The following is an 11,947-nucleotide window of genomic DNA, read 5'->3' as shown; positions in this document are numbered from 1 at the left end:
GGTTGGTCGGCATGAACAGGGTCTCGACGCCGGCCAGGCCGATGTTCATCTGCGCGGCCGGGCGGCCGGGCTCACCGGTGCCGGGCACCGATCGGCCTGGTTCCCCCGCCCCTGCCGCGGGTCGCCCTGGCGTGCCGAACCCGGTCCCGCCGGCTCCCGTTTCCGGCGTGCCCGTACCCCCGCCGGGACCGGTCCAGGGACCACCAGCTGCCAGCCCCCGACCTGCCCCCGGGGAGCCGTTCCCGCCCACCGACCGCGCGCCCCGACCGGCCCCCGAGGACGACGCCACGCCGATCTCGGCGCCTCCCGCCGCCCGGCTGCGCCTGGAGTTCCTGCCGGCACCAGAGGCGACCGCCAGCAGGGTGTCCGGTCCGGCACCCGAGGCGACCGCTGACACGGCCGGTCCGCCCCGGCAGGCGACGGCCAGCACCATGCCCGGTTCGGCCCCGGCACGCCCGGGACCGGCCCAGCCGGACGCGCCGACGCCGCACCCGGGCACCGGCCTCGGCGAGGCGCGGTCCGTGGCACAGCCCTCGACGCCCACGCCGTCCGGTCGGCCGTCCGCCGCCCCGCCGACCGCATCGCCCCGCTTGCCCGAGACCCCGCAAGCCGCCGGCACGGCCCGGCAGGATGCCCCGGCACCGCAGCCGCCCATCGCGCCCGACAGGCCCAGGCGGTACGTCCCTCCCCCGCCGAGCGACCCGCCCAGGCCGGCCGCCCCGCCGCGTCCCGAGTCACCCACGCCGAGCGGGTCGGACGCCTGGTTCCGACCGTCCCGGCCGGTGCCACCTCCCCCGGCCGCGCCGGACGAGGCGCGGCCCGCCAGCCAGGCTGACGCTCCCCCGACCGCCACGCCGGCCCCGAACGCCACGCCGGCCCCGAACGGCACGCCGGCCCCGAACGGCACGTCGACTCAGAGCACCGCGGCGGTTCCAAGCGGCACGTCCGCTCCGAGCGGCGCAGCGGCCCCGAGCGGCACGTCCGCTCCGAGCAGCACGGCCGCGCCGAGCAGCCCAGCGGCCCCAAGCGGCACGACTCCACGCAGCACGGCGGCGCCGAGCAGCACGGCGGCCCCGAACGGCACGGCGCCTCCGAACGCCATGTCGGCCCCAGGCACTGCGGCGGCTTCGCGCAGCGCGACTGCTCCAGATGACTCGTCGGGCCTGGATGTCCTGCCGCCCCTGGACCTCGACGCGTCTGTCCCGAATCCTGCCGACGACGGTTCCGCCTCACCCGAGCACGCTGACGACCGCCCCGAACCGCCGATCGAGGCCGTCCCAGAGGCACCTGCCCCGGTCTCGCCAGCCGGTCCGCCGTTCACCGGCCCACCGCCTGCCCCGGTCTCGCCGGCCGGCCCGCCGGTGCCCGACCCTGCGGTCGTACCGGCCCCGCCCACCACGCCGGCACCGTCCGCGTCCTCCCCTTTCGAGCCGGTGTCCGGCCCGTCCGCCGGCCCAGCCTCCGCGCCTGCCCCGACGACCCCTGCGCCTTCCGTCCCGGTCCCATCGACCGTTGAGGGTGCGGTCCCGGCGGAGCCGCCGCCGGTCGCCGCTCCCCCGGAGCAGCCAGTCTCCGGGCTGCCCGTGCAGACCAGCTCCACGTCGCCCGCGCCGCGCCCGCTCTCCGCGCCTCCTGCCCGGCCCGTGTCGGCACCACCGTCCGTCCCGCCGGTCCCTGTGCCGCTCGTACACCCGGTGTCAGAGCCATCGGCCGAAGCGGTTCAGACACGGCCGGCCGTGTCCGGCCCCGTCGCGGCGGATGAAACCGCTCCGGATGCAGCGGAACGGCCGGCATCCGCCCCGCCGGCCCCGGACACCCCGACTGAGCCCGCCGGTGGAACACCATGGTTGTCACCGAGGGCCTTTGACACCCGTGGTGTTCCACCCGTCGCGGCCGATCCGCCTCCGATGGCCACATCGCCCACCAGCACCGGGACATCGGCGTCAGCGCCGCCGGCCACCCCCGTCGCCGCCGCTTCGGCGGAACCGGCGCAGGTGTTCCGGACCGGTCCTGTCGCCGAGCCGCCGGCCGGGACGAGCGAGCCGGTCCCGGCCGCACCACCGGCGCGACCTGTCTCCGCGCCGCCGGCCCAGCCCACCTCCGCGCCGGCGGTCCCGCCTGTCTCCGCGCCGCCGGCCCAGCCCACCTCCGCGCCGGCGGTCCCGCCAGTTCCTACGCCGGCGGACCCGCCTGTCGCCGGACCGCCCCCTTCGTACGCGCCGGCGCAGGACACGTTTGTCGCTACCGTGCCACAGGCCGAACCGGTGTCGGCCCCGCCGAGCGAGTCGGTCTCCGCTCCGCAGGCCGCACCGGCGCCGGCCCCGCCCACCACGTCCGTCGCGGCGACGCCGCCTGTCCCCGCACCCGCCAGCGATTTCGTGCCGGCCCGGCCCGCTTCCGCGCCGCCGGCAACCTCGGCGCCACCTACGGACACGTTGCCAGCACCGAACGCCCCCGAGCCGCCCACGCGGCCGGTGTCCGCGCCGCCCGTGCCGCCGTCCTGGGCGCGGGCCACCTCCGCGCCGCCCGTGGACGAGCCGACGCGGCCGGCGTCCGCCCCGCCCGACACCGCGCCGCCCGTCCCGCCACCGGCGGCGCAGGCCACCCCCGCGCCGGCAATCGACCTACCGGCGCGGCCGGCGTCCGCGCCACCTGTCGCCGCGCCGCCCGACGCCGCGCCATCCACCGCCACACCGCCCGACGCCGCACCGGCCGGTGGGCAGGTGCCGACGGCGGGCGTGGACCGGGCCACCGCGCCCGGCACTGCCGAACCCCGCACCCCCGAACCGAGAACCGCCGAGCCGAGCACCGCCGGCATCCGCACCGCCGAAACGGGTAGCCCCGGACCGAGCGGCGCCGAAACGAGCGGCACCGCACCACGGGCCCCCGGACCGAGCAGCGCCGGAACGAGCAGTGCCGCGCCGCGGGACGGTGGGTTGTCCGTCGGGTCGCGGGACGGCGGGCGTCCCAGTGCGGCACAGGGTGATCCGGAGCAGCTGCTGGCGAGCTACCGCTGGCGGCTCGATCCGGCGACCCTCCGGGAGATCGTCGAGGAGCCGGACGAGTTCCGGACGATACGGCGGCGGCTGACCGAGAAGCTGGGCGCGGCCGTGGACAACAAGTCGCGCGCCCGGCTGCTCAGCCTGCGGGCGGTGGTGTCCCGGATCCTCGGCGAGCTGGACGACGCCCTCGCGGACGGTCGGCTCGCGCTCACCTACGCCGAGGCCACCGGGGAGCTGCGGCGTACGGCGGTGGCCCAGGCTCGGCTGGCGCACGTGCTGCGCTGGCGCGGCGAGTTCGTCGAGGCCGACCGGCTCTTCGCCGAGGCCAACTCCACCGAGTTGCCCGACCGGCTGCGCGCGGTGCTGCACGAGCACGCCGGGCGGTCCTGCTACGACCAGGGCCGGCTGATGGAGGCATGCCACCACTTCGAGCGGGCCCTGGACCTGCGGGGCACCCAGGACCCCGAGTTGCAGGCCCGGATCCGGCTGAGCCTGGACGCGGTGGCGAAGCGGGTCGCGGAGACGGGCTTCGGGCCGTACCCCCGCAGCCGCGAGGAGGTGCTGGAGCATGACCGGCCCCCGGCGCCGGCCCGCGACGGCGACCTGTGGGGTTTCTCCGACCCGGACGGCGACATGGTGATCGCGGCCGAGTACGCCGAGGCGCAGCCGTTCCGCGACGGGCTGGCCTGGGTGCGGCGACCCGAGACCGAGCGGTGGTCGCTGGTCGACCGCACCGGCGCCACGGTGCTCGAACCGTCGTACCCGGTGGTCCGCTCGTTCTCCGACGGGCTGGCCTGGGTGTCCGACGGCGGCGACGCGGGCTGGGTGGCGATCGACGCCACCGGCGAGGTGGTCGTGCCGCACGGCTTCGCGGACGTACGCCCGTTCCAGCGCGGCGTGGCCGTGGTCCGCCGGGACGGCTGGGGCGCGGTCGACCGCAACGGCCGGATCGTGGTGCCGACCCGGCACCACGGCTTCTCCACCGTGCTGGCCGACGGCCGGTACGTCGACGGCTTCACCGAGGAGGGGCTGGCCGTGGTGGACGTGGCCGGCCGGCGCGGCGTGGTGAACCGGGCCGGCAAGGTGCTGGTCCCGCCCACCCAACCGGCGCTGGTCATCCACCCGGTCGCGTTCCTGTTCGGCGACGGCACGGGCCGCTGGGGTGCGCTCGACCGCCGGGGTGAGCCGCTGATCGAGCCGGTGCACCGCGACCGCGACGAGGTCGTCGCCGAGATCGAGCGCCTGCTCGTCGACACCAGCCCCGTGCTCTGAGCGACACCGAGGCCCGCCACGAGCGGTGGGCATGATCCGAACGGGCTAGGGTCGACTCATGGAATTCCGTCACCTGGGCCGTTCCGGCCTGATGGTCAGCGAGATCTCGTACGGCAACTGGATCACCCACGGCTCGCAGGTCGAGGAGGACGCGGCGTTCGCCTGCGTCCGGGCCGCCCTGGACGTCGGCATCACCACCTTCGACACGGCCGACGTGTACGCGGGCACCCGCGCCGAGGACGTGCTGGGCCGCGCGCTGGAGGGCGAGCGGCGCGAGGGGCTGGAGATCTTCACCAAGGTGTACTGGCCCACGGGGCCGGGCCGCAACGACCGGAGCCTGTCCCGCAAGCACATCATGGAGTCGATCAACGGCTCGCTGCGCCGGCTGCGCACCGACTACGTGGACCTCTACCAGGCCCACCGGTACGACTACAGCACGCCGCTGGAGGAGACGATGGAGGCCTTCGCCGACGTCGTGCGCTCCGGCAAGGCACTCTACATCGGCGTCTCCGAGTGGAAGGCGTCGCAGATCCGCGAGGCCCACCAGCTCGCGCGGGAGCTGCACATCCCGCTGGTCTCCAACCAGCCGCAGTACTCGATGCTCTGGCGGGTCATCGAGTCCGAGGTCGTCCCCACCAGCGAGGAGCTGGGCATCGGGCAGATCGTCTGGTCGCCGATCGCGCAGGGCGTCCTCTCCGGCAAGTACCTGCCGGGCCAGCCGCCGCCGGCCGGCTCCCGGGCCACCGACGAGAAGTCGGGCGCGGCCTTCATCTCCCGGTTCATGACCGACGAGGTCCTGACCCGGGTGCAGCGGCTCAAGCCGCTGGCCGAGCAGGCCGGGCTGAGCATGGCGCAGCTCGCCGTCGCCTGGGTGTTGCAGAACCCGAACGTCTCCTCGGCGATCGTCGGCGCCACCCGCCCGGAGCAGGTGCACGACAACGTCAAGGCGGCCGGCGTGAAGCTCGACGCCGGGCTGCTCAAGGCGATCGACGAGATCATCGACCCGATCGTCGAGCGCGACCCGGCCCGCACGGAGTCTCCCGCCGAGCGTCCGTGACGCGTCCCGGCCCGGCCGGCCCCGAGAGGCGGCCGGCCGTGCCGGACGGCGCCACCGCACGCCGGACCCGGGGCGGGCGGGGCGGCGGTCAGCCCTGCCAGAAGCGGACCAGGTCCAGGCCGAGGGCGTAGAGCCACGGGGGCAGGCCGAGAAAGTCGCCGACGGCGAAGACCGCGTCGAAGAACCACCCGCCGATGCGCGGATTCCACAGCAGCGCGAACAGCAGGATGAAGCCGAACGGGGCGAACAGGTCGTACATCCTGCGCCACTGCGGGTTCAACCACGGCTGGAGCATGTTGCCGCCGTCCAGGCCGGGCACCGGGAGCAGGTTGAGCACGCTCGCGGTGAGCTGGAGGAACGCCAGCAGGGCCACGGCCGCCCAGAACTCGACGGGCCCGCCGCCGGCCGCCCCGAGGCGTACGGCGAGCACCAGGACGAGCGTGAACAGCACGTTGGTGGCCGGGCCGGCGAGGCTGACCAGGGTGTGCCGCAGTCGCCCCGGGATGGCGTGCCGGTCCAGCCAGACCGCCCCGCCGGGCAGGCCGATGCCGCCGAGCAGCACGACCACCACCGGCAGCGCGATCGACAGCAGCGGGTGGCTGTACTTCAGCGGGTTGAGCGTCAGATAGCCCCGGTGGGCGACGCTGCGGTCGCCGGCCCGGAACGCGACGACGGCGTGGGCGTACTCGTGCAGGCAGAGCGAGACCAGCCAGCCGGACACGACGAAGAGGAACACGTCGAGCCGGACGTTGCCGAGCCCGTTCCAGGTGAGCACCCCGCTGGTCACGAAGAGCGCGACCAGGGCGAGGAAGACCGGGCTGGGCCGGAACGCCGCCCGGGGTACGCCGAGCACCAGCGGCTCGCCCCCCGGGCGGTCGCCGGCCATCACTCCGCCGGAGGCAGCAGGCTCATGCGGTAGTCCACCCGGTCGTCCTCGACGAGCGCGACCGAGGTGACGCCGGACGCCGCGAGCTCCCGCCAGGCCTGACCGATCCAGGACTCGGCGTCCGCCTGGCTGCTGAACGACTCCGCCGGCCCCTCGACCGACTCACCGTTCGCGCCCTCGTACCGCCAGCTCCACGCCATGCCGCGTCTCCCCTCGCCGCTGATGTCCCGTGGGACGAACCCCCGCCAGCGTAGTCGGCCGGGCGCGGGGCGGCCCGACATCCGTCCGGCGGCCACGACCGTCCGACCGACGAACCGCGCGCCGCCCGGGCGGTGCGGGGTTCGTCGGTCCCTGTCCGGGTATGGGCCTCCTGACGCGCGACGGGGCGGTCGCGGACCGCCGACGGGCCTGGAGGGGGCGACGATGGACGAACCGCTGCACGACAAGGACACCGAGGCGCTGCGGGCGATGGCGGTACGCGGCGGCATCGTGGGGGCCGCGCACATGGAACGGGAGGACCTGCTGGACGCCCTCGTCGCCCGGCCCGGCGAGGGCGCCTGGCAGGAGGACCCGAAGCCGGCGGCGGTCAACCCCAACGACTTCCAGTACCAGACACCCCGCTAGGGGCGCCCCGCTGTCCCGCCGGGCGGCCCGCCCCTTCCCACCGGGCCGGTACGGTGTCGCGGTGCTTACTCGTGGAGTGGTGCTCAGCGACCGGTACCGGCTGGACGACCGGGTGGCGACCGGCGGCATGGGCGCGGTCTGGCGGTGCACCGACGTCATGCTGGAACGCGCGGTGGCGGTGAAGGTGCTGCTGCCGGCGCTGAGCGCGGATCCCGAGTTCACGACCCGGTTCCGGGCGGAGGCGCGGATGCTGGCGGCGCTGCGCCACCCGGGCGTGGTCGCCGTGCACGACGTCGGCCGGTCCGCCCTCGCCGACGGCAGCCAGGTCGACTACCTGGTGATGGAGTACGTCGACGGCCAGCCGCTGAGTTCCTGGCTGCGGCGCGCGGGGCGGCTCGACCCGGCGTCGGCCATGTCGGTGGTGACGCAGGCGGCCGAGGCGCTGCACACGGCCCACCTCGCCGGCATCGTGCACCGGGACGTGAAGCCGGGCAACCTGCTGGTGAAGGCCGACGGCCGGGTGGTGCTGGTCGACTTCGGCATCGCCCGATCCGGCACCACGGCGGGCATCACCGCCGCCAACGTGATGCTCGGCACCGCCTCGTACATGTCGCCGGAGCAGGCCGCGAACCAGCCGGTGTCCCCGGCGACGGACGTCTACGCGCTCGGCGCGGTGGCGTACTTCTGCCTGACCGGCCAGCCCCCGTTCGACGGGGACAACCCGCTCCAGGTGGCCCTGCGGCACCTCCAGGAGGAGCCGCCGCCGCTGCCGCCCGGCGTGCCGCCGGCGGTGGCCGCGCTGGTGCAGCGGGCGATGGCGAAGCGCCCCGGCGACCGGTTCCCCGACGCGGCGGCGATGGCCGACGCGGCGGCCGGGGCACGCGACGCGACCCTGGCCGTGGTCCCGATGTCCGCCCGCCCGCCGTGGGCCGTCGCCGACCCGACCTCGGCGGCGCAGGCCGCCGCGGGGACGGACCCGGGCGGCACCACCCCGGCGGTCGGCCCCGTGACCTCGCCGCCCTCCGCCGGGCCGGTCGCACCGCCGGATCCGTGGGCACCGCTGCCGCCCGTCGTTCCCGCACGGCCGCACCCGGTCTCCGGCGCCCCCGGCGGTACGCGGCCCGCGCCAGTCCGGCGCCCACCGTTCCCGGCCACCGGATCGCCGGTTGCGTCCCCGCCCGCCGCCGTGCCGCCCGGCCCCGCCGGACCACTGCCCGCGGGCGGACCACCCGGCCAGCCGGGGCCGGGCACCGGGAGCGGCACCGGGGGAGCGGTCCCGCCCACCCGGGAGGACCCGGTCGCGCCCCCGCCGTCCCGGCGGCGCCGGGCCGCGCTGCTCGGCTCGGCGGCCACCGTGTTCGTGGTGCTGGTCGGGGTGGCCGCGATCGTCCTGGCCCCCGACGACGGCCCGACCGGCGGGAACGTGCCGGCGGCGCTGACCGGCGAGTCCGCGGCGGCGGGCCCGCCCGGCGTGGCGGTCGACGACGGCACGGGCCGGTTCCGCGTCGAGCCTTCGCCGAGTGCCACCCGCTCGACGGCTCCGTCGGCGTCCGGCAGACCGTCGGCGTCGCCACCCGAGCGCTCCCCGGTCCCGACGGCGGGCGGCGGCGAGCCGACCGCGTCCGCTCCGGGACGGCCCGGCGCCGAACCGACGGCCAGCCGACCGGCGGAGCCGAACCCGTACACGCCGGTCGAGGCGTGCGGCAGCGGGTACAAAGTGATCGACTCGGCTGCGCTGACCGCCTCGGGCACCCGGAAGGGGCGGGTCTACCTGCTCTACCACGCTGGCACCGGCAACAACTGCGTGGTCACGATGAAGGAGACCGCGGTGGGCACGGCGACGGCCGCTTCCGCGTGGCTGGAGGTGCGGGGCCGGGCGCGCAGCACCGACAGCGGGTCGTTCTCGTACTACGCCGGGCCGGTGCGGGCCAGGGCCGCCGGGGTCTGCGTGAGGTGGGGCGGGTCCACCGGCGGGGCCAGCTACGGCAGCGGGTTCGAGCACTGCGGCTGAGCGCCGTCCCGCCACCGCCACGGGCCGGGCCCGCTGGCGCGAGGAGGCGCTCGCCGTGCTGCTCCACGCCCCGCCGCCGCTGCGCTACCGGTACGCCGTCGACACCCTGGTCAAGCTGCCCGTCCTGGCCTGGCAGCAGCGGCTGGCCGCCCGGCCGGCGCACCCGCCGCTGAGCTGGCCGGTCTCGGCGTGCGCGGGGGCCGGGCTGCTCGCCGTCCCGATCGTCATGGTGGCCACGCTCGCGCTGACGCCGGTGCTCGGCGAGGACGCCGCCGAGTTCCTGTTCCTGGTCTCCCCCTGCGGCATGCTGCCGGCCGTCGCGGCGAGCTGCTTCCACCGGCGCCGGCACCGGCCTGCTGGGGGTGCCCGTCGGCCTGCACCTCGGCATGGCAGCCCCCCGGGCTGGGGTGGCTCAGCCTCCTGGTCAGCGCGCTGGCGCTGCTCGTGCTGGTCCCGACCTTCGTCGGCTGGTCGGTGTGGGCCGGCGTGCGGCTGCTGGCCGGCCGGTCGGACCCGCTCGCCCGATGAGGGGACGGTCGCACCCGCACCTCCGGGGGGCCGCACCCGGGCGCTGGCTCTAAAGTACGGGCATGTCCGTTGACGGGTGGAACACGGTCCTGGTGCTCGGCGGTATCCGGTCCGGCAAGTCCGAGTTCGCCGAGTCACTGGTCGCCGACGCGCCGACGGTCCGCTACGTGGCCACCGCCGCCGACGCGCCCGCCGAGGACGCGGAGTGGGCGGCCCGGCTGGCGGCGCACCGCGCCCGTCGACCGGAGACCTGGACCACCGAGGAGACCGCGGACGACCCACGCCGCCTCGCGGACGTGATCGCCTCCGCCGGGCCGAACGAGACGCTGCTCGTCGACGACCTCGGCGGCTGGGCGACCGTGCTGCTCGACCCGGCCCACCAGCCGGCGGACGACACCGCCACCATCGCCGAACTGGCGGCGGCGGTCCGTTCCTGCGCGGCCCGGCTGGTGCTGGTCAGCCCCGAGGTCGGGCTCTCCCTGGTGCCCACCACCCCGCTCGGGCGGGCCTTCACCGACGCGCTCGGGGCGGCCAACCGGGCGGTCGCCGACGCCTGCGACGCCGTGGTCCTCGTGGTCGCCGGCCAGGCGGCCTGGCTGAAGCCGGGCGCCCCGCAGCCGGCCACCGTGCCCGCCCAGGCCGGCCCCGTGCCGGCTGGTCCGACGCAGGCACCCGCCGCCGCGACCGTCGGCGCGGGCGGGCCGGTGCCCGCGCCGGAACCCTCCCCGGACGTGCTCACCCCCGACACCCCGCCGCCGGCCGCGCCCGCGACGGCCGGCGCCGAGCCGAACGGCACCGCCTGGGCCGCCCCGACCATGGCGTTGCCGATGGTCGCCACCGGCCTGGTCATCCAGCCCGGCATGGAACTGCCCATGCCCGACGAGTACACCGGCCCGCAGGCGATCGAGCGGCTCGCCACCCTGGACGTGCCCGGCGCGGGGCTGGGCGTGCTGGAGCGGACGGTCGGGTTCGCCGCCGCCACCCAGGGCACCGTCACGCCGGCCCCGTGGGGCTCGGTGCGGGTGCTGCTGCTGCACGGCGACCACCTCGGTGGCGCCGCCGCCGGCGCCGTGGCGGGCGAGTCGGCGCGCCGGGCCCGGCAGGCCCGCGCCGGCCAGGGGGCGCTCGCCCGGCTGGCCGCCGAGAGCGGTGCCGAGCTCCAGGTGGTGCAGGCCCCGGCGTCCGCACCCATGGAGGCCGAGCCGACGCTGACCGGGGAGCAGGTCGAGGCCGCCCTGCGGTACGGCTGGCGGCTCGCCGAGGAGGCCGCCGACGCGGGCGTACGCCTGCTGGTGCTCGGGGCGTGCGGCGCCGGCACCGAGGCCGCCGCGGCGGCGGTGCTGGTGGCGACGGCGGGCGCCGAGGCGCCGGCGGTGCTCAGGCGGGTGGTCACCGACTCGGGCGAGATCGACGACGCGGCCTGGATGAGGCGGTGCGCGGCGGTGCGGGACGCCCTGCACCGGACCCGGCACTCGCCGCGCAGCGCCAAGGACGTGCTGGCCGAGCTGGGCGGCGGGGACGTCGCCGTGGCGACCGGCGTCCTGCTCGGCGCCACCGCCCGCCGGGTGCCGGTCATGCTCGACGGGCCGGTCGGGGTGGCCGCCGCCATGGTCACCCGCGACCTGGCCGGGCAGGCCCGGCACTGGTGCCTGCTGGCCGACCACGGCGGGCACCCGGCCGTGCAGCTCGGCGCCGACGTGCTCGGCCTGACGCCGCTGCTCGACCTGCGGCTCGACCTGGGCGAGGGCGCGAACGCGCTGGCCGCGCTGCCGCTGCTGCGCTCGGTGCTGGCGCTGGCCGCCGCGCTGCCGGCCCACCCGTCGCTCGGCGGCGGCGAGGACGGCGAGCCGGAGACCGCGCCGGAGACCGACGAGCCCGACTTCCGCGAGCCGGAACCCGCCGGACCCGGACCGACCAGCACCGAACCCGACTTCCGCGAGCCGGAACCGGCGGGCCCCGGGCCCACCAGCACCGGGCCGGAGACGGAACCGGTGGACCCGTCCGGCCGGCGTGCCGGCTGAGTCGCGGCTCGCCGACGGGGCCCGGCTGGCGCTGACCACCTTCACCACCCTGCCGGTCCGCGCCGGTCGCATCGACCGGTCGGTGGCGGGGACGGCGATGGCGCTCGCCCCGGCGGTCGGCGCGCTGCTCGGCGTCGTCCTCGCCGGGATCCTGCTGCTCCCGGGTGCGCTCGCGCCCCCGCTGGTCGCGGCGGCGGTGACCGTCGGCACCGGGGCGCTGCTCACCCGAGGGCTGCACCTGGACGGGCTGGCCGACACCGTGGACGCGCTGGGGTCGTACCGGCGGGGGGCGGCCGCGCTGGAGATCATGAAGAAGCCGGACGTGGGCCCGTTCGGGGTGGTCGCGCTGGTCGTCGTACTCCTGGTGCAGACGGCCGCCCTCGCGCAGCTGGCGGAACGGTCGTGGCCGGCGGCGCTCGCGGCGGTGGTCGCGGCGACGGCCGCCGGTCGGCTCGGGGTGGCGGTGGCCTGCCGGCGCGGGGTGCCGGCCGCCCGCCCGGAGGGGCTCGGCGCGCTGGTCGCGGGCACCGTCGGACCGGTCGCCCT

Annotated in this window: 10 protein-coding genes and 1 pseudogene; 7 read left to right on the top strand and 4 right to left on the bottom strand. The window is 77.2% G+C overall.

Translation table 11 applies throughout. The annotated features are described in order from the left end of the window. Positions 1 to 913: 913 nt before the first annotated feature. Both AB0G13_RS31475 and AB0G13_RS31470 read right to left on the bottom strand, forming a co-directional pair. Positions 914 to 1,102 (bottom strand): hypothetical protein, encoded by a 189-nt coding sequence (locus tag AB0G13_RS31475; RefSeq protein ID WP_357882294.1) that lies wholly within the window; start codon positions 1,100 to 1,102, stop codon positions 914 to 916. A 618-nt stretch (positions 1,103 to 1,720) separates the two neighbouring features. Continuing rightward, complete coding sequence (locus tag AB0G13_RS31470; protein WP_357882291.1) at positions 1,721 to 2,872, bottom strand: hypothetical protein; 1,152 nt, start codon at positions 2,870 to 2,872, stop codon at positions 1,721 to 1,723. Positions 2,873 to 2,936: 64 nt separating this feature from the next. On the opposite strand from AB0G13_RS31470, the gene AB0G13_RS31465 reads away from it, so the two are divergent. Next, positions 2,937 to 4,274, top strand: coding sequence for a WG repeat-containing protein (locus AB0G13_RS31465; protein ID WP_357882288.1), 1,338 nt, complete (start codon positions 2,937 to 2,939; stop codon positions 4,272 to 4,274). A gap of 58 nt (positions 4,275 to 4,332) precedes the next feature. Continuing rightward, entirely contained in the window at positions 4,333 to 5,331 is a 999-nt protein-coding gene (locus AB0G13_RS31460) for an aldo/keto reductase family protein (RefSeq protein WP_357882286.1), read from the top strand. Positions 5,332 to 5,419: 88 nt separating this feature from the next. Here the strand turns inward: AB0G13_RS31460 and AB0G13_RS31455 are convergent, their stop codons facing one another. Further along, positions 5,420 to 6,217 carry a site-2 protease family protein gene (locus tag AB0G13_RS31455; protein ID WP_357882283.1) on the bottom strand — a complete coding sequence of 266 codons (798 nt, stop codon included), beginning with the start codon at positions 6,215 to 6,217 and terminating at the stop codon, positions 5,420 to 5,422. Further along, positions 6,217 to 6,417, bottom strand: a complete 201-nt coding sequence (locus AB0G13_RS31450) for a hypothetical protein (protein ID WP_132236111.1) — start codon at positions 6,415 to 6,417, stop codon at positions 6,217 to 6,219. Before AB0G13_RS31450 ends, AB0G13_RS31455 begins: the two co-directional genes overlap by 1 nt. Positions 6,418 to 6,640: 223 nt before the next feature. Here AB0G13_RS31450 and AB0G13_RS31445 point away from each other — a divergent pair, with 223 nt between their 5' ends. The 5 genes and pseudogenes from AB0G13_RS31445 to AB0G13_RS31425 form a co-directional block, all read left to right on the top strand. Continuing rightward, positions 6,641 to 6,841, top strand: coding sequence for a hypothetical protein (locus tag AB0G13_RS31445; RefSeq protein ID WP_121400450.1), 201 nt, complete (start codon positions 6,641 to 6,643; stop codon positions 6,839 to 6,841). A gap of 61 nt (positions 6,842 to 6,902) precedes the next feature. Next, a pseudogene (locus AB0G13_RS31440) lies at positions 6,903 to 7,712 on the top strand (serine/threonine-protein kinase); the annotation flags it as partial. Positions 7,713 to 8,907: 1,195 nt separating this feature from the next. After that, the gene (locus AB0G13_RS31435; protein WP_357882280.1) at positions 8,908 to 9,453 is read left to right on the top strand and encodes a hypothetical protein; all 546 of its coding nucleotides are present in this window, start codon (positions 8,908 to 8,910) and stop codon (positions 9,451 to 9,453) included. Then, positions 9,443 to 11,401, top strand: a complete 1,959-nt coding sequence (locus AB0G13_RS31430; protein WP_357882277.1) for a bifunctional adenosylcobinamide kinase/adenosylcobinamide-phosphate guanylyltransferase — start codon at positions 9,443 to 9,445, stop codon at positions 11,399 to 11,401. Before AB0G13_RS31435 ends, AB0G13_RS31430 begins: the two co-directional genes overlap by 11 nt. Further along, a partial coding sequence (locus AB0G13_RS31425; RefSeq protein ID WP_357882274.1) for an adenosylcobinamide-GDP ribazoletransferase occupies positions 11,391 to 11,947 on the top strand: 557 nt, incomplete at its 3' end. The genes AB0G13_RS31430 and AB0G13_RS31425, both read left to right, overlap by 11 nt.

The sequence above is a fragment of the Micromonospora sp. NPDC023633 genome (assembly GCF_040640035.1).
In the GTDB taxonomy this organism is placed as follows: domain Bacteria; phylum Actinomycetota; class Actinomycetes; order Mycobacteriales; family Micromonosporaceae; genus Micromonospora.
Note: the sequence above shows the minus strand (reverse complement) of the source record. Positions and strands in the feature narration are given on the sequence as shown.

Excerpts from the sequence above, each read along its gene's own strand:
- AB0G13_RS31475 (WP_357882294.1), bottom strand. The coding sequence starts at position 1,102 with ATGGCGTTCGGAGGCGCCGTGCCGTTCGGGGCCGCCGTGCTGCTCGGC.
- AB0G13_RS31460 (WP_357882286.1), top strand. The coding sequence starts at position 4,333 with ATGGAATTCCGTCACCTGGGCCGTTCCGGCCTGATGGTCAGCGAGATC.
- AB0G13_RS31455 (WP_357882283.1), bottom strand. The coding sequence starts at position 6,217 with ATGGCCGGCGACCGCCCGGGGGGCGAGCCGCTGGTGCTCGGCGTACCC.
- AB0G13_RS31450 (WP_132236111.1), bottom strand. The coding sequence starts at position 6,417 with ATGGCGTGGAGCTGGCGGTACGAGGGCGCGAACGGTGAGTCGGTCGAG.
- AB0G13_RS31445 (WP_121400450.1), top strand. The coding sequence starts at position 6,641 with ATGGACGAACCGCTGCACGACAAGGACACCGAGGCGCTGCGGGCGATG.
- AB0G13_RS31430 (WP_357882277.1), top strand. The coding sequence starts at position 9,443 with ATGTCCGTTGACGGGTGGAACACGGTCCTGGTGCTCGGCGGTATCCGG.